This is a genomic window from Thermophilibacter gallinarum (assembly GCF_014982725.1).
Lineage (GTDB): Bacteria > Actinomycetota > Coriobacteriia > Coriobacteriales > Atopobiaceae > Thermophilibacter > Thermophilibacter gallinarum.
In genome coordinates this window covers 603,196-619,261 of sequence record NZ_JADCJZ010000001.1, presented here as the reverse complement: position 1 = coordinate 619,261, position 16,066 = coordinate 603,196, and the positions used below count along the sequence as shown (strand labels likewise).

Below are 16,066 nucleotides of genomic sequence, written 5' to 3'. Positions count from 1 at the left end.
GCGAGTGACTACGCGACGAACTTCTCGAAGTACTTGATGGTGCGGACCATCTGAGAGGTGTAGGAGTTCTCGTTGTCGTACCAGGAGACGACCTGGACGAGCGTCTGGCCGTTGCCGAGGTCAGAGCACATGGTCTGGGTGGCGTCGAAGATGGAGCCGTGGGTCTCGCCGATGATGTCGCGGGAGACGATCTCGTCGGTGACGTAGCCGAAGGTGTCGGGGATGGTCTCGGCGTAGGCCTTCATGGCAGCGTTGACCTCGTCCTTGGTGACGACCTTGTCAACAACGGCGTAGAGGTTGGTGAGGGAGCCGGTGGGCGTCGGGACGCGCTGGGCGGCACCGATCAGCTTGCCGTTGAGCTCCGGGAGGACCAGGCCGATGGCCTTGGCGGCGCCAGTGGAGTTGGGGACGATGTTCTCGGAGGCCGCACGGGAGCGACGCTTGTCACCCTTGCGCTGCGGGCCGTCGAGGGTCATCTGGTCGCCGGTGAAGGCGTGGATGGTGGTCATGATGCCGGAGACGATGGGGGCGAAGTCGTTCAGGCCCTTGGCCATCGGGGCGAGGCAGTTGGTGGTGCAGGAGGCCGCGGAGATGATGTTGTCATCGGCGGTCAGCGTCTCGTGGTTGACGTTGTAGACAATCGTGGGGAGGTCGTTGCCCGCGGGAGCGGAGATGACGACCTTCTTGGCGCCGGCGTCGATGTGAGCCTGGGCCTTGGCCTTGGAGGTGTAGAAGCCGGTGCACTCGAGGACGACGTCGACGTCGAGCTCGCCCCAGGGCAGGTCAGCGGCGTTGGCCTCCTTGTAGATCTTGATCTCCTTGCCGTCGACGACGATGGCGTCCTCGGTGGAGGTGACCTCGTGGTCGCGGCCGTAGTTGCCCTGCGTGGAGTCATACTTCAGGAGGTACGCGAGCATGTCGGGGGAGGTGAGGTCGTTGATGGCGACGATCTCGGAGCCCTCGTGACCGAACATCTGACGGAAAGCCAGACGGCCGATACGACCAAAGCCGTTGATTGCAACCTTAACTGCCATGCTTTCTCCTTTCACGGTGTCGCCAAGGACCTCCCTCGACGACCCAAAGCATTCGGGCACGATGCCCTAACCATCCGATAGTGTACCCCACGCGCGGGCGCGTGGGCGGCTTAATCTGAATGCGGCGGCATTTCGGCCGCAGGCGCTCCGTTTTCCGCCGTCGACGTGAGAATGTTCCCATAGGGCGTACCAAGGGAAGCCGTCCCCGCGGGCGGGGACGGCTTTGCGAAAGCTAACGAAAACGGGGCCGAAAACATTACCGACCGCGAGGCGGGATCGGCAGACGAGAGGGGCGTCAGGGTCGCTCGTCCTTCTCGGCGCTGCCCTCGGCCTCGTCCACGAGGGCCTGGAGGCGCAGGAAGCGGTGGTACATGGCCGACTTTGAGGCGGGCGGGTCGAGCATCTCGCCCAGGGCGGCGAGGCTGAGCTCGGGGTGCGCGCGGCGGGCGCGGCAGAAGTCGCGCAGCGCCGGCGGCAGCGAGGGGAACCCCAGGAGCCGCTCGGCGCGCTCGATGAGCTCGAGCTGCTCGGCGGCGGCGCCCGTGGAGCGAGCCTGGTTCGCCATCTCGGCGTTCACGCGTCGGTTGACGTCGTTCTTGACGGACTTCTTGGCGCGCGCCACCTCGACGAAGCGCGCCATGCGCCGCGCGCCCATCGCCCGCAGGAGCGCGCTCACGTCGTCGTAGCTCTTAAGGTAGATCGCGAAGGCGCCGCGACGTCGGTTGAGGCGCGCCGAGGCGCCGAGCGCGCCGACGAGACGCGCCAGGTCAGCGGCGTAGTCCTCCCCCGTCACGGCTATCTCCAGGTGGAACTCGCCGCGCGGGTCGGCGATGAAGCCGCCCGCCATGAAGGCCCCGCGCACGTAGGCTGCGCGCGCCTCGGGCGAGGACACGAGCGCGGCGGGCACGCCCGGCGTGAGGCCGCGGCCCGGGGTCAGGATCCCCATGCGCACCAGGTCCGCGTCCAGGCCCTCCTGGACCGGCATCTCGATCAGGTAGTTGCGCGTCTTGTGCAGCACGGAGCGGCGCACCGTGAGCGAGGTCTCCAGGTCGAAGAGCTTGTGCGTGAGCTTGATCACCGTGCGCGCCACGGCGCCCGTCTCCGTTGCCACGCGGATCGAGTAGCGCCCCGAGCCATGGAACGAGAGCGTGCCGCAGATGCGCACGAGCGCGGAGAGCTGCGCCAGCTCGGCCGCGCGCGTGGGTGCCTCGACGCGGGAGAGCTCGTCTTTGACCTCGGCGGTGAACGACATGGCGCCCCTAGCTCGTCCGGACGTTGGCGAGGGCCAGGTCGCGGTGCGAGATGCTCACGTGGTAGCCGCTCTTCTCGAGGTAGGCGGCCGTGGCCTCGGCGATGGCGACGCTGCGGTGCTGGCCGCCCGTGCAGCCCACCGCGATGGCCAGGTGGCTCTTGCCCTCGGCGACGTAGCCCGGCATCGCGACGTCGAGCAGCTGCTGCCAGGCGTCCATGAACCGCTCCGTGGTGGGGTTTTCCAGCACGAAGTCCGCGACGAGCTGGTCCTTGCCGGTGAGCGTGCGCATCACCGGGTCGTAGAAGGGGTTGGGCAGGAAGCGCACGTCGATCATGAGGTCGGCCTCGACCGGCATGCCGTGCTTGAAGCCGAAGGAGAAGACCGACACCTCCATGAGCTGCTGGTCCGTGAGCTCGGAGAAGGTGCGGCGCAGACGGGTGCGCAGGTCGCGCGGGCGCAGCTTGCTCGTGTCTATGACGAGGTCGGCGGCGTCCCGGACGGCCGCGAGCTGTGCGCGCTCACGGGCGATCGCGTTCGAGATGCTCTCCCCGGGGGCGGCCAGCGGGTGGCGCCGGCGGTTCTCGTCGTAGCGGCGCATGAGGACGTCGTCGGAGGTGTCGAGGAACACCACGCTGCAGGTCATCTCGTGCTCGCGCAGCTGCGTGACCGACTCCGCGAACTCGTCGAAGAGGCCCTGGCTGCGCAGGTCGCACGTCACGGCGAGGTGGCGACCCACGCCCGAGTTGATGCCCACGAGCTCCGCGAGCTGCAGAAGCAGTCGCGGCGGGAGGTTGTCGATGCAGTAGTAGCCCATGTCCTCGAAGACGTGGAGGGCCTGCGTGCGGCCGGAGCCGCTCATGCCCGTAATCACCACGACGTCGGGCACGCGCGCGGCACCCTCCGCGGCGCGCATCTGCTGGCCGTCTGCTGACATGGGTCCTCCTCTCGGCTGAGGTCAGTATAACCCGCGCCCGGCGCGGGACCCTAACGCTCCTCGGGGTAGACGACGCCCCAGTCGGCGCGCAGGCGCGTCATGAGCTCCATGACGTCGGCCGCGTAGCCGAGAAGGGCGCGCTTCTCGGCGTCCCCGGCGACCGCGGCCTCGAGGTCAGCCATCTCGTAGCAGAGCGCGTAGGCCTCCTCCCCCGCACGCACGGTCTCGCGGCGGCCATCCTCGGTCCAGACGATCGTGGCCTCGTCGGCGCGCGGGTACTCCTCGACCTCCACGTAGCAGCGGTCGAAGGAGAGCACGGCGCGCTTGGGCTGCTTGGAGTGAAGGGTGAGCGAGACCACGCCGAGCTGTCCCTCGGCGTTGCGGCAGACGACGCCGCCCGCCTCGTCCACGCCGGTCGAGGCCAGGTTGCCGAGCGAGACGACCTCGGTGGGCTGGCTCGCCATGAAGAGGCGCATCAGGCTGAGCGCGTAGACGCCGATGTCGAGCATCGCGCCGCCGGCGAGCTCGATGTTGTAGAAGCGGTTGGTGAGGTCGCCGTACTCCTTGTAGCTGCCGAAGTTCAGCTGGGCGAGGTTCATCCGGCCGAACTCGCCGGCGCGGGCGCGCCGCAGCAGCTCGGCGTAGAGCGGCATGTGCAGGATCGTCGTGGCGTCCATGAGGACCACGCCGTTCTTCTCGGCCAGCGCGCGGGCCTCGTCGAGCTCGGCGGAGTTGAGCGTGATGGACTTCTCGCAGAGCACGTGCTTGCCCGCGGCAAGGGCGCCGCGCAGGTAGCGGATGTGGGTGTTGTGCGGCGTGGTGACGTAGACGGCGTCCACCTCGGGGTCGGCGTAGAGGTCCTCGACGGTGTCGTAGACGCGCTCGACGCCGTGACGCTCCGCGAAGGCGACGGCCTTCTCGCGGGTGCGGTTGGCCACGCCGTGGATGCGGCGGCCGGCGAGGGCGAGTGCCTCCGCCATCTGGTTGGCGATCACGCCGCAGCCGATGACGGCCCAGGTGAGCTGGGGCGCGGTGAAGACGTCGTCGGGGAACGGGCGGTCCTTCGCGGCCTCGTAGGCGGCAGCGGCGGCGGATGCGGCGTCGGGCATGGGGAGGTCCTTTCTCGCGCGAGGCTCTTCTCGCCCCCCATGGTAGTCGAAGCCCCGGACGCGCCAAGGCCCGCTCGTGAATTCACGAGCGGGCACCTTAGGGCCCGAACGCGCGAAAAGGGGGCTCTCGTGAATTCACGAGCGGCAGTTCCGTGCACGAGGCGCGCGGCGAGAAGGACCCCCGCTCCTCACTCCCCCGCGGCGGCGACGAACCAGCTCGTGATCGTGGTGGGGTGCGTGATCGCGGTGCCCACCACGACCGCCCAGGCGCCGGCGTCGAGCGCGGCGCGCGCGTCGGCCGGCGTGTGGACGTGACCCTCGCAGACGATGGGCACCTCGGGGAACTCCGCGACCGCGGCGCGCAGGAGCGGCAGGTCGGGACCGTCGTCGAACGCGGTCCCCGCCGCCGCGCGCCCGTGCGAGAGCGTGGTGGAGACCAGCTCGCAGCCGGCGGCCACGCCGCGGCGGATGTCCTCGATCGTGGCGCAGTCGGCCATGAGGGCGACGTCGCTCGCCGCGCGCACGCCCGCCACGATCTCCTCGAACGTCCGGCCGTCCGGGCGCGGGCGGTCCGTGGCGTCGAGCGCCACCACGTCGGCGCCGGCACTCGCGCAGGCGAGCGCGTGGCGCAGCGTGGGTGTGATGAAGACGCCGTCGTGGCCCTCCTTCCACAGGCCGATCACGGGCACCTCCACGCGGCCCTTGATCGCGGCGATGTCGGCGAGGCCCTGGCAGCGGATGGCCGCGGCCCCGCCCAGCTCGCAGGCGCGGGCCATCTGGGCCATCGTCTCGGGATGGCGCAGCGGCTCGCCGGGGTAGGCCTGGACGCTCGCAATGACGCGCCCGCGCAGGACGGCGGCGACGGGATGGACGGACATGCTACTCCCCTCCCGCGGGCGAGCCCGCGACCTTCTCGGCCGGATCCTCCGGCCCCAGCTCGTGCAGCGCCTGCCAGACGGCGCGCGCCACCTCGGCGGGCACGCCCGGCGTGGCGGCGATCTCCTCCTCGCTCGCGGCGCGCAGCCGCTTGAGCGAGCCGAAGCGCCTCATGAGCGCGCGGCGGCGCTTGGGCCCCACGCCCGGGACGTCGTCTATGACCGAGCGCGTCATGGCTTTGTCGCGCAGCTCGCGGTGGAACGTGATCGCGAAGCGGTGGGACTCGTCGCGCACCTGCTTGATCAGGTAGAGCGAGGGCGACCCGCTCGGCAGCACGACCGGCGTGTCGTCCCACGGCACGAAGATCTCCTCGTCGGACTTGGCCAGACCGCAGACCGGGATGTCCAGCCCCAGCTCCTCGAGCTGCGCCATGGCAGCCGTGAGCTGCGGCTTTCCGCCGTCCACGACGAGAAGATCGGGGCGGGAGCCAAAGCGCTCGTCGGCCATGCGCTCGGGCGCGTAGCGCCGCCCGAGCACCTCCGACATGCTCACGAAGTCGTTCGCCTCGGTGAGCGGGGTCTGAATCTTGAAGCGGCGGTACTGGGACTTGTCGGGCCGCCCGTTGGTGAAGACCACCATCGAGGCCACCGTGAAGTGGCCGTGCAGCGTGGAGATGTCGAAGCACTCGATGCGCATCGGCGGCGCATCGAGCGCCAGCGCGCTCTCCAGCTGCAGCAGCGCCTGGTTGGTGCGCTCGTCGGCGTAGCCAGTCTTGACCATGTGGCGCATGAGGGCGTGGCGGGCGTTCTCGGCGGCCATGTCCAGCAGGTGGCGCTTCTCGCCGCGGCGCGGGCGGTGGAGGTGCACCGGGCGCCCGCGCTTCTCGGCGAGCCATCCCTCGACGACCTCCGCGTCGGCGAGCTCGCAGTCCAGGTCGACCTCGGCCGGAATGTCCGCCGTCTCGTCGTAGTAGCGCTTCACGAAGCCGCCGACGAGCTCCTCCTCGCTCACGTCGAGCCCCTTGTCGAGGATGAACTCGACCGAGCGCACCGTGCGGCCCTCGCGCACCACGAAGACGCAGGCGCAGCTGATGGTCTCCTCGCGATAGAAGCCCACGAGGTCGGCGCTCACGTTCCCCGAGAGGACCACCTGCTGGCGGTCGTCGAGGGCGTCCAGGCCGTCAAGCCGGGCCTTGAGGCGCCCCGCGCGCTCGAAGTCGAGGTTGGCGGCCGCCTCGCGCATCTGCTCGGTGAGCTCGCCCACGATGGCGCGGCGGTTGCCGGCGAGGAAGCTCTCGACCTGGCGCACGTGCCGGGCGTACTCGACCGTGTCGATCATGCCCGCGCACACGCCGGGGCCCCGGCCCACGTGGTAGTCGAAGCAGGGGCGGCAGCGCTGGCCCAGCACGAGGTTGGCCACGGCCGCCTGCGAGGGGTCGCGGTCCAGCAGGCGCTTGGCGCGCTTCCACTCGGCGCAGGTGGCCGTGCAGATGGGCACCACCTTGCGCAGGGTGTCGATGGTCTCGCGGGCGGCGCGCGCGTCGGTGTAGGGCCCGAAGTAGCGCGTCCCCTTGCGGTGCCTCTCGCGCGTGTACTTGATCGCGGGAAAGACGTCGGACTCGGTGATGGCGATGAACGGGTAGCTCTTGTCGTCCTTGTAGTCGACGTTGAAGTAGGGGTGGTACTGCGCGATGAGGTTGCGCTCCAGCACGAGCGCCTCGTGCTCGGACCCCACGACCACGTAGTCGAAGTCCTGCACCACCTGCATCATGAGCGGGATCTTCTCGCGCTCGTCGGAGAGCGTCACGTACTGGCGCATGCGGGCGCGCAGGCTCTTGGCCTTGCCCACGTAGACGACCTCGCCCTTGCCGTCCTTCCACAGGTAGCAGCCGGGCTCGGTGGGGACCTGCGCCACGCGCGCGGCGAGAAGGGCGAGGTGCTCGTCCGCGCCCCGCCCGCCCGCGCCCGCCTGTCTGAGGTCGGCCGCCATGGCTACCTCTTGAGCCGCCGCGTGATCGACGAGAGCATGCCGACCTCGGGGATCCGGAGCGCGACGGCAGGGACGAACGTCACGACCAGCGAGACGATGCCGGAGACCACAACATAGGCCAGCGCACGGCCCAGGCTCGCGACTTCCGTGGCCCCGCTCGCGCCGACGACGGTCAGCGGCGCGACGAGGGTCTCGAGCGCCCGGAGGACCGCGCCGCCGGCGAGCGCGCCGACGAGTCCGAGCGCCAGGCCGAGGACCGCCCCGTGCAGCATGGCCCGCACCCGCAGCCCCCTCAGCCTCCGCCGCATCCAGACGACGGCGCCGGCGTTGGCGACCAGGTAGAACGCGACCGTCGAGAACGCGATCGCGGGCATGCCCCCACCGAGCTGCACGCCCACGACGAGCGCCCAGACGACCTGCATGAGCGAGCCGAGCACCATGAAGACGGCATAGGGCCGCATGTCCATGAGCGCCGAGCACCCCTTCTGCGCGAGCATGCAGACGCCGTAGAGCGGCAGCGCGGGCGCGAGGAAGCGCAGGTACTCGCTCACCAGGCGGACACCCTCGTAGTCGAACCTGCCGGAGCTGTAGATCATGTTGAGGGGCTCCGCGAACACGACGAGGTAGAACGCGAACGGGATGAGGAAGAAGAGCTGCTCCGCCACGCCGCGCGAGAAGCCCGCGCGCACCGCGTCGTCATCGCCGCGCGCCGCGTCTCGGGCGAGCTCGGTGTAGAGGGCCGTGTTGAGCGACACCGAGATCAGGGCGTAGGGAAGCGTGTACCACAGGCGCGCGTAGGCGATCACCGAGGCGCCCGTGCCCGGCTGGACCGCGAGCGCCGCCGAGTTCTGCACGGACGCCGTCACGAAGGTGCACGCGGTCGCGACCAGCGTGGGGACGCCGAGCGAGACGGTCTTCCTCAGCCGCCTGTCGGCGAGGTCGACGTGGAAGCGCGGGCGCAGGCCGTACTTGGCGAGCGCCGGGATCTGGCATGCCATCTGCACGAAGACGCCCAGCGTCGTGCCCACGGCGAGCACCGTCACCGCCAGGCCGGAGCTCATCGCCTCGAGGGCAGGGAAGGCCGCGAAGCTGGCGATGACCACCACGTTGTTGAGGATGGGGGCGAAGTTGCTCCAGAAGTAGTCGCGGTGGGCGTTGAGCACGCCGGAGAACACGGACCCCAGGCCGTAGAACAGCACTTGGATCGCAAAGAAGCGGAAGAAGTAGACGGCGACCTCCATCTCCTCCCCGCCGCTCATGAACGACTGCGTCCAGATGAGGGCCGGGGCGAAGGCGATGGCGAGAAGCGATATGCCGCCGAGAAGGACGAGCAGGACCGAGAGGAGGTTCGAGACGTAGGCGTTGGCCGCCTCACGCCCGCCGCTGCGGCGGGCCTCCATGTACACGGGCAAAAACGCCGTGACGAGCATGCCCCCCATGACGAGCTCGTAGAGCATGTTGGGGAGGTTGTTGGCTATGTTGTAGGAGGAGGCGAGGTAGGAGACGCCGAAGGCGATGCCCATGACCCACGTTCGGGCGAATCCGGTCACGCGCGACACGATGATGAGGCCCGTCATGAGGCTGGCCGAGCGGCCCACGCTCTCGTAGTCGCCAGACCCCTGGAAGTCGTCGTCCTTCTCGCCCGTCTTTTGAGCGAAGTGCCGCCCCTGCGGACGCTGGTGTTCCGACACCGTCACCCTCCTCGTCTCCGTTCCGGTCACCTGATTGTATCGGCTCGCGTCCGGCCACGCTGCCTCTACCGCCGTTTCATGCAGAAACGGCGCATATGCGCGCGGCGTCTCGGGCGGGCGCTATACTTTCTTTTCTGACGTCGCGCCGCGTGCGGGTCGTCCGGTAACCATGCCCCGCGTAGGAAGGCGCCCCATGAAGTTCGTCGACCGTGAGTTCGTTCCCGTGCTCCTGGGAGGAGACATCAACGCCTACTCCGTCGCACGCGCCTTCTACGAGCAGTACCAGGTGAAGAGCATCGTGATCGGCAAGTACGGGACCGGCCCCTCCTACCGCAGCCGCATAGCCGACTACCGGCACGACCCCGCAATCGACACCTACGACACCTTCCTGCGCACGGTCAACGCCATCGCCGGCGAGCACGCCGACAAGACGGTCGTCCTCATGGGCTGCGGGGACAGCTACGTCGCGCTCGTGGCGCAGGCCAAGGACGCCGGGGAGCTCGCCGACAACATCGTCGCGCCGTACGGGCCCTTCGAGATCATGGACAGCGCCCAGCGCAAGGAGGTCTTCTACCGGCTTTGCGAGAAGCACGGGGTGCCCTACCCGCACACCCTCACCTTCACGCGAGAGATGCTGACGCCCGACGGCGAGCCGCTCGCCGCCCTCGACGCCATCGACTTCCCCTACCCGATGATCCTCAAGCCCTCCGACGGCATCGAGTACTGGGCGCACCCCTTCGCCACGCAGGAGAAGGCCTACACCATATCCTCGCGCGAGGAGCTGGAGTCCACCATCCGCGACGTCTACGCCTCCGGCTATGCCGACGACCTCATCATCCAGGACCGCGTGCCCGGCAACGACGAGCGCATGCGCGTGCTCACGAGCTACTCCGACCAGACGGGCACGGTGCGCATGATGTGCCTGGGCCACGTCCTTCTCGAGGAGCACGAGCCCCACGCGGTGGGCAACCACGCCGTGATCATCACCGAGCCGAACGACGAGCTCTGCGAGAGCGTCCGCGCGCTTCTGGAGGACCTGCACTTCGTGGGCTTCTCCAACTTCGACGTCAAGTACGACGAGCGCGACGGCTCGTTCAAGTTCTTCGACTTCAACACGCGCCAGGGCCGCAGCAACTACTACGTGACGGGCTCCGGCTTCAACGTCGCCAAGTACGTCGTCGAGGAGTACGTCTACCGCCGCCCCTTCGAGCCCGCCTTCGAGACGGCGCGCGAGGAGCACCTCTGGACGGTCCTGCCCTACCGCGCGATTGACGAGTTCGTCCGTGACGCGGGGCTGCGCGACCTCGCCCACCGGCTCATCCGCGAGGGCAAGGCGGTCAACCCCGTCTTCATGAGGGGCGACAACGTCCCGCACCGCTGGCTGCGCATGGTGCGCCAGCACTTCCGCTGTCTCGCGCAGATGCGCCGGTACTACCACGACTAGGGGGCGGCATGGAGAAGCTCGGGGTGATCGGGGGCATGGGCCCGGAGGCAACCGCGTACTACTATGACCAGGTGGTGCGGCACACCCAGGCCGCGACCGACCAGGACCACATCGACATGGTCATCCTCTCCTGCGCCTCCATGCCCGACCGCACGCGCGCGATCCAGACCGGGGACGCCCGCTCGCTGCTCACGACGATGCGCTCGTGCGTGAGCCTGCTCGAGCAGGCGGGGTGCGCCCACATCGCCATCCCCTGCAACACGTCGCACTTCTTCTACGACCAGATCCAGGCGTTCACCGGCATCCCCGTCATCCACATGCCGCGCGAGGCCGTCCGGGAGACCGTGCTCGTGGGCGGCGCGCGCCGCGTGGGCGTCATGGGGACGGACGGCACGGTGGCCTCGGGCGTCTACGCCCGCGAGTGCGAGGCGCTGGGCGCGACGTGCGTCACTCCCCCCGCCGAGCTCCAGGCCAGCGTCATGTCCATCATCTACGACGACGTCAAGGCGGGGCGGGAGCCCGACCTCGACGCGTTCGACCGCGTGATCGGGTGGTTCCTGGACGAGGGCGCCTGCGACAGCGTGATCCTCGCCTGCACCGAGCTCTCCGTGGTCTCGCAGTACCGCCGCCTTCCCGAGGCGGTGCTCGACGCCATGGACGTGCTCGTGCGCAAGTCGATCCTGCTCTCGGGGGCGCGCTATCGCGCCTAGCGCCGCCGCGCGTCGAGCTCGCCGGCGAGCTCGTCAAGCGTCACCCCGTAGCGCTCGAGCGCGACGAGCAGGTGATAGACGAGGTCGGCGGCCTCGTAGCGGATGTGGTCGTGGTCGCGGTCCTTGCAGGCCATGACGACCTCGGTTGCCTCCTCGGTGAGCTTCTTGAGCAGGCTGTCCTCCTTGCCCTGGAGCAGCCGGGCCGTGTAGGATGCCTCCGGCGAGGCGTCGCGACGGCCGTGAATCACGGTCGCGAGTCCGGCAATGGTCTCCCCCAGGTTCCCGTCGACGACGTTCTCCGTACGCTCGCCCATCACATCTCTCCGTTCTTCTCGTCCGCCCCGTTGCCGAGCTCCCTGAAGAAGCAGCTCCGGTTCCCCGTGTGGCACGCGGGGCCCGGCGAGTCCACCTCCACGAGCAGCGTGTCGGCGTCGCAGTCCACGAGCACGCGCCGCACCCGCTGGACGTTTCCGCTGGTGGTCCCCTTGTTCCAGAGCTCCTGCCTGCTGCGGCTCCAGAACCACGTGGTCCCCGTCTCCAGGGTCAGGCGCAGCGACTCCGCGCTCATCCACGCCACCATGAGGACCTCGCCGGTGCCCTCCTGCTGAACCACCGCGGGAACGAGGCCGCGGTCGTCGAAGTGTACGTCGGAGATCGAGATCAGCTCCATGATCCTCCCCTTCCCTTCCCGTGTCTCGGCGAACCATGCACACCTAGTGGTTTTATGCCCTCGAGGGGGCAGGTTCCGACGGGTGTGTATGGTCGCCCGCCCTAGAAGTCCAGGCGCACCGGGATGCCCTGGCTCGCCATGTACTCCTTGACCTGGCGGATCGTGAACGTGCCGAAGTGGAAGACGCTCGCCGCGAGCACGGCGTCGGCCTCGCCCTCCAGGATGCCCTCGGCGAAGTGCTCGAGCGTGCCCACGCCGCCGGACGCGATGACGGGGATGGGCACGGCGCGCGCCACCGCACGGGTGAGCGCGAGGTCGAAGCCGTCCTTGGTGCCGTCGCGGTCCATGCTCGTGAGCAGGATCTCGCCGGCGCCGCGGCGCGCGGCCTCCTCGGCCCAGGCCACGGCGTCGATGCCGGTGGCCTGCCGACCCCCGGCCAGGTAGACCTCCCAGCGGTCCTCGCGGCCCACGCGCTTGGCGTCGATCGCGCAGATGACGGCCTGCGAGCCGAAGGCCGTGGCCGCGGCGGTGATGAGGCCCGGGTCGCGCACGGCCGCGGAGTTGACCGAGACCTTGTCGGCGCCCGCCGCGATCATCGTGCGGCAGCCCGTGACGTCGCGGAAGCCGCCGCCCACCGTGTAGGGGATGCGGAGCTCGGCGGCGGCGCGGCTGGCCAGCTCGATCGTGGTGGCGCGGTCGTCCGAAGTGGCCGTGATGTCCAGGAACACGACCTCGTCGGCGCCCTCGCGGTCGTACTTGCGCGCCAGCTCCACGGGGTCGCCGGCGTCGCGCAGGTCCACGAAGTTGACGCCCTTCACCACACGGCCGTCGTGTACGTCCAGGCACGGAATGACGCGCTTGGTCAGCATGGCTTCCTTTCGTCGATGCCGGCGAGCCACCGCCCTTCTCGCCCAGCTCAGCGCTCGCCCCGCTCGCTCGCTGCGCGAAATCGCTTGGCGAGAAGGGCGGCGGCTCGCTGGCCCGGGCGAAGGGTCCATGTTGCAAAGCTTACCGGAGGCTGGCGGTGAGAACACGCCTCGCATCCGGGTCGTAACACGAGGATGCTTACGAAATCGCGCTGAGTGTAGGGACGAGTTGAGCCGGTGCTTAAGAAATCGAGGTCGTTGTAGGCTCGAGGCGCCATGCGTCGACACCTGCGACAGAAAAGCGCAGGTCGCGCGACGCCAGCACGCCCAGGGCCCGGCAATCGGGCGAGAAGGGCCTGCACTTACCTCGAATTCGTAAGCGGCAGACGGCGCACGGGATGCAACTACCCCGAGTTCTTAATCGCCGGCATCCCGCGCACACGCGGCGAGGGCGTCCTCGAGCGAGAAGGACCCCTCGTAGAGGGCGCGCCCGGTGATGGCTCCCTCGATGACGTCCGGGCCGAGGGCCGCAAGCGCCCGCAGGTCGTCCAGGCTCGCGATGCCGCCCGAGGCGACCACCGGAAAGCCCGCCACCCCTGCGACGTGACGGTACGCCTCGGCGTCGATGCCGCAGCGCATGCCGTCACGGGCCACGTCGGTGAAGACCAGGTGGCGATAGCCCAGCTCGGCGAGACGGGCGACGAGCTCGTCGGCTGAGAGCGACGCGCCCTCGCGCCAGCCGTTCACGCGCACCTCCCCGCTGCGCGCGGCCACGTCGGCGACGACGAGCTCGCCGAACTCGCGGGCCGCCGCCTCCGCGAAGGCGGGGTCGCGTACGAGCGCCGTCCCGATCGCGATGCGCCGCACGCCCAGGCCCACCAGGCGCTCCACCGCGGCCATAGAGCGCACGCCGCCCCCGGCGTCCACCGAGATGCCGTCCACGGCGCAGATCGCGCGGATCGCGGCGTCGTTGGCCGCGCGGGCGGCCTCGTCCTCCTCGAGCGTGGCGGAGAGGTCGACCACATGGACCCAGCGCGTGCCGGCGTCGCGGAAGGACTCGGCCACCGCCGCCGGGTCGTCGGAGTAGACGTCCATGCGGGAGCGCTCGCCGTTCGCGAGCCGCACCACACGCCCGCCCACCAGGTCGATCGCCGGGAAGAGGATCATGCGGCACCCCCCGCCAGACGCACGAAGTTGCGCAGGATCTGAAGGCCCACCGCCGAGCTCTTCTCGGGGTGGAACTGCACGCCGTAGGTGCTGGAGCCGTCCCAGGCCGCGGAGGCGAAGCTGCGCGCGTAGTGCGTGCGCGCGGTCACGAGCCCCGCCGGCACGTCGTCCGCGAGCGCGTACGAGTGGGTGAAGTAGACGTGCGCGCCCTCGGCGACGCCCGCGAAGAGCGGGCAGGAGCGGCCGAGCGGCGTGAGGTCGAGCTGGTCCCAGCCCACGTGCGGCACCTTGAGCCGCGAGGACTCCAAGCGCGTGGCGGAGCCCGCCATGACACCCAGGCCCTCCGCCCACGAGCCGTCGTCCGTCTCGCTCCCGCGCTCGAAGAGCAGCTGGAGGCCCAGGCAGATGCCCAGGAACGGCACACCGCGGCCAAGTGCGGCGAGAAGGGCCTCGCGCTGGCCGCTCTCCCCCAGGTAGGCCGCCGCGTCGCCGAAGCTGCCCACCCCGGGGAGCACCAGCGCGTCGGCGGCGGCGATCGCCACCGGGTCGTCCGTCACGACCGCCGTGCCGCCGGCCTCGACCAGCCCCCGCTCCACCGAGCGCAGGTTGCCCTTGTGGTAGTCGACGATGACGATCGGGCGCGCCGTCACAGCGAGCCCTTCGTGGAGGGCACGCCGTCGACGCGCGGGTCGCCCTCGACGGCCTCGCGCAGGGCGCGCGCCGCCGCCTTGAACGTGGCCTCGATGATGTGGTGGGCGTTCTCGCCGGCGACGAGCCGCAGGTGCAGCGTGATGCCGGCCTCGCGCGCGAGCCCGACGAAGAACTCCTTCGCGAGCTCGGTGTCGAAGGTCCCCACCTTGGAGGGGGCGATCGGTACGTCCCAGTAGAGCCCGCCGCGGCCGGAGATGTCCACGGCCGCCATGACGAGCGCCTCGTCGAGCGGCACCATCACGGAGCCGAAGCGGCGGATGCCGCGCTTGTCACCGAGCGCCTCGCGCAGCGCCTGGCCGAGCACGATGCCCGTATCCTCGACGGTGTGGTGGTCGTCCACCTCGGTGTCGCCCTTGGCGCGCACCGTGAGGTCAACGAGCGAGTGGCGCGCGAGGGCGCAGAGCATGTGGTCGAAGAAGCCCACGCCCGTCTCGACGTCGGCGGCTCCGGTGCCGTCCAGGTCCACGGAGATCCCGATGTCCGTCTCCGCGGTGGCGCGGACGACCTTGGCGGTCCTTGTCATGATTCCTCCCTTGTGAGCACCGAGAGCGCGTCGAGGAGGGCGTCGTTCTCCTCCCGCGTTCCCACGGTGAGCCTGAGACAGTCGTCGAGCCCCGGCGTGGAGCTGAAGTCGCGCACCAGGATCGAGTGCTCGTCGCGCAGCCGCTCCCACGTGCGGTGGGCGTTCGGCACGCGCGCCAGCACGAAGTTGGCGGCAGAGGGCCACGTACGCACGCCGGGCAGCGCGGAGAGTCCTGCGGCCAGACGCTCCCGCTCCGCCACGATGTCGGCGACGACGGGGGCGAGAAGCGCGCGGCGCTCCACGAAGGTGAGCGCGACCGCCTGGGCGAGCACGTCTACCGAGTATATCTGGCGCACGGCGCCGAGGGCGTCCACGACCTGGGGGTCGGCAATGAGGTAGCCCACGCGAAGGCCGGCGAGCGCGAAGGCCTTGGAGAGCGTCCGCAGCACGATGAGGCGCGGGTTGCCCGGGACGAGCGGCGCGAGGCTCTCGTCCTCGCCGGCGAACTCCACGTACGCCTCGTCCACGAGCACGAGCGCCTCGGTCTCGGCGAGCAGCCGCCCCACGAGCGCACGGTCGACGAGGCCGCCCGTAGGGTTGTTGGGAGAGGTGAGGATCACGAGGGCCGCGTCCGCCGCGGCGGCGAGAAGGGCCTCGGCGTCCACCGAGAAGTCCTCCGCGTCGCGCGGGACGGCGACGACCGGCGTCTCGCACATCGCGGCGAAGTTGGCGTACTCGGCAAAGTCCGGCGGGCAGGTCACGACGGTGCGCCCGGGCCCGCCGAAGGCAAAGAGCAGGTTGAAGAGAAGCTCGTCGCCGCCGTTGCCCACGATCACGTGGGCGCGGTCCGTGCCGTGACGCTCGGCTAGCGCGTCGCGCAGGGCGTTTGCCATGGGGTCGGGGTAGCGGTTGAGCGACGTGGCCCGCACGGCATCGAGCACGGCCTCGGCGAGCCCCGCCGGCAGCGGGTGCGTGTTCTCGTTCGCGGAGAGGTTCACGCGCACGGGCGAGAAGCGCGGGTCGTAGGGCTCGAAGGCGCGCAGCGCGGGGCGCAGGCGCGCCGTGACGTCGAGGCACTTCTTTGCCATGG

At 70.0% G+C, this 16,066-nt stretch carries 16 protein-coding genes; 2 read left to right on the top strand and 14 right to left on the bottom strand.

Translation table 11 applies throughout. The features are described from left to right. Positions 1-8 precede the first annotated feature (8 nt). The 7 genes from gap to murJ all read right to left on the bottom strand — a co-directional run bounded on the left by gap (position 9) and on the right by murJ (position 8,885). Complete coding sequence (gap, locus tag INF26_RS02885) at positions 9-1,034, bottom strand: type I glyceraldehyde-3-phosphate dehydrogenase (RefSeq protein WP_193529213.1); 1,026 nt, start codon at positions 1,032-1,034, stop codon at positions 9-11. A gap of 295 nt (positions 1,035-1,329) precedes the next feature. Continuing rightward, a complete protein-coding gene (whiA, locus tag INF26_RS02880) occupies positions 1,330-2,286 on the bottom strand; it encodes a DNA-binding protein WhiA (RefSeq protein ID WP_193529212.1) in 957 nt (318 codons plus the stop codon). Positions 2,287-2,293: 7 nt separating this feature from the next. After that, positions 2,294-3,220: an RNase adapter RapZ gene (rapZ, locus tag INF26_RS02875; protein ID WP_193529211.1), complete on the bottom strand. Its 927-nt coding sequence runs from the start codon at positions 3,218-3,220 to the stop codon at positions 2,294-2,296. Positions 3,221-3,270: 50 nt separating this feature from the next. After that, positions 3,271-4,329 (bottom strand): Gfo/Idh/MocA family protein, encoded by a 1,059-nt coding sequence (locus INF26_RS02870; RefSeq protein ID WP_193529210.1) that lies wholly within the window; start codon positions 4,327-4,329, stop codon positions 3,271-3,273. A gap of 188 nt (positions 4,330-4,517) precedes the next feature. After that, positions 4,518-5,207, bottom strand: a complete 690-nt coding sequence (locus INF26_RS02865) for an N-acetylmannosamine-6-phosphate 2-epimerase (RefSeq protein ID WP_193529209.1) — start codon at positions 5,205-5,207, stop codon at positions 4,518-4,520. Position 5,208: 1 nt separating this feature from the next. Beyond that, positions 5,209-7,194 carry an excinuclease ABC subunit UvrC gene (uvrC, locus tag INF26_RS02860; RefSeq protein WP_193529208.1) on the bottom strand — a complete coding sequence of 662 codons (1,986 nt, stop codon included), beginning with the start codon at positions 7,192-7,194 and terminating at the stop codon, positions 5,209-5,211. 2 nt (positions 7,195-7,196) lie between these two features. Next, the gene (murJ, locus tag INF26_RS02855) at positions 7,197-8,885 is read right to left on the bottom strand and encodes a murein biosynthesis integral membrane protein MurJ (RefSeq protein ID WP_332307290.1); all 1,689 of its coding nucleotides are present in this window, start codon (positions 8,883-8,885) and stop codon (positions 7,197-7,199) included. Positions 8,886-9,078: 193 nt separating this feature from the next. On the opposite strand from murJ, the gene INF26_RS02850 reads away from it, so the two are divergent. Together INF26_RS02850 and INF26_RS02845 are read left to right on the top strand one after the other, a co-directional pair. After that, positions 9,079-10,329, top strand: coding sequence for a carboxylate--amine ligase (locus INF26_RS02850; RefSeq protein ID WP_193529207.1), 1,251 nt, complete (start codon positions 9,079-9,081; stop codon positions 10,327-10,329). A gap of 8 nt (positions 10,330-10,337) precedes the next feature. Continuing rightward, on the top strand, positions 10,338-11,039 hold the full coding sequence (locus tag INF26_RS02845) for an aspartate/glutamate racemase family protein (protein WP_193529206.1): 702 nt from the start codon (positions 10,338-10,340) through the stop codon (positions 11,037-11,039). On the opposite strand, the gene hisE is transcribed toward INF26_RS02845, so the two are convergent. From hisE to hisC, 7 genes are all read right to left on the bottom strand, one after another. Further along, positions 11,036-11,353: a phosphoribosyl-ATP diphosphatase gene (gene hisE / locus INF26_RS02840; protein WP_193529205.1), complete on the bottom strand. Its 318-nt coding sequence runs from the start codon at positions 11,351-11,353 to the stop codon at positions 11,036-11,038. The genes INF26_RS02845 and hisE overlap by 4 nt on opposite strands. After that, entirely contained in the window at positions 11,353-11,709 is a 357-nt protein-coding gene (gene hisI / locus INF26_RS02835; protein ID WP_193529204.1) for a phosphoribosyl-AMP cyclohydrolase, read from the bottom strand. The genes hisE and hisI overlap by 1 nt, the downstream gene beginning before the upstream one ends. A 101-nt stretch (positions 11,710-11,810) precedes the next feature. Beyond that, positions 11,811-12,578, bottom strand: coding sequence for an imidazole glycerol phosphate synthase subunit HisF (gene hisF, locus INF26_RS02830; RefSeq protein WP_193529203.1), 768 nt, complete (start codon positions 12,576-12,578; stop codon positions 11,811-11,813). Positions 12,579-12,992: 414 nt separating this feature from the next. Then, positions 12,993-13,742 (bottom strand): 1-(5-phosphoribosyl)-5-[(5-phosphoribosylamino)methylideneamino]imidazole-4-carboxamide isomerase, encoded by a 750-nt coding sequence (locus INF26_RS02825; protein ID WP_193529202.1) that lies wholly within the window; start codon positions 13,740-13,742, stop codon positions 12,993-12,995. Next, positions 13,739-14,392 carry an imidazole glycerol phosphate synthase subunit HisH gene (hisH, locus tag INF26_RS02820; protein WP_193529201.1) on the bottom strand — a complete coding sequence of 218 codons (654 nt, stop codon included), beginning with the start codon at positions 14,390-14,392 and terminating at the stop codon, positions 13,739-13,741. The genes INF26_RS02825 and hisH overlap by 4 nt, the downstream gene beginning before the upstream one ends. Next, positions 14,389-14,976, bottom strand: a complete 588-nt coding sequence (gene hisB / locus INF26_RS02815; RefSeq protein WP_193529200.1) for an imidazoleglycerol-phosphate dehydratase HisB — start codon at positions 14,974-14,976, stop codon at positions 14,389-14,391. Before hisB ends, hisH begins: the two co-directional genes overlap by 4 nt. After that, positions 14,973-16,064 (bottom strand): histidinol-phosphate transaminase, encoded by a 1,092-nt coding sequence (gene hisC, locus INF26_RS02810; protein ID WP_193529199.1) that lies wholly within the window; start codon positions 16,062-16,064, stop codon positions 14,973-14,975. Before hisC ends, hisB begins: the two co-directional genes overlap by 4 nt. Positions 16,065-16,066 lie beyond the last annotated feature (2 nt).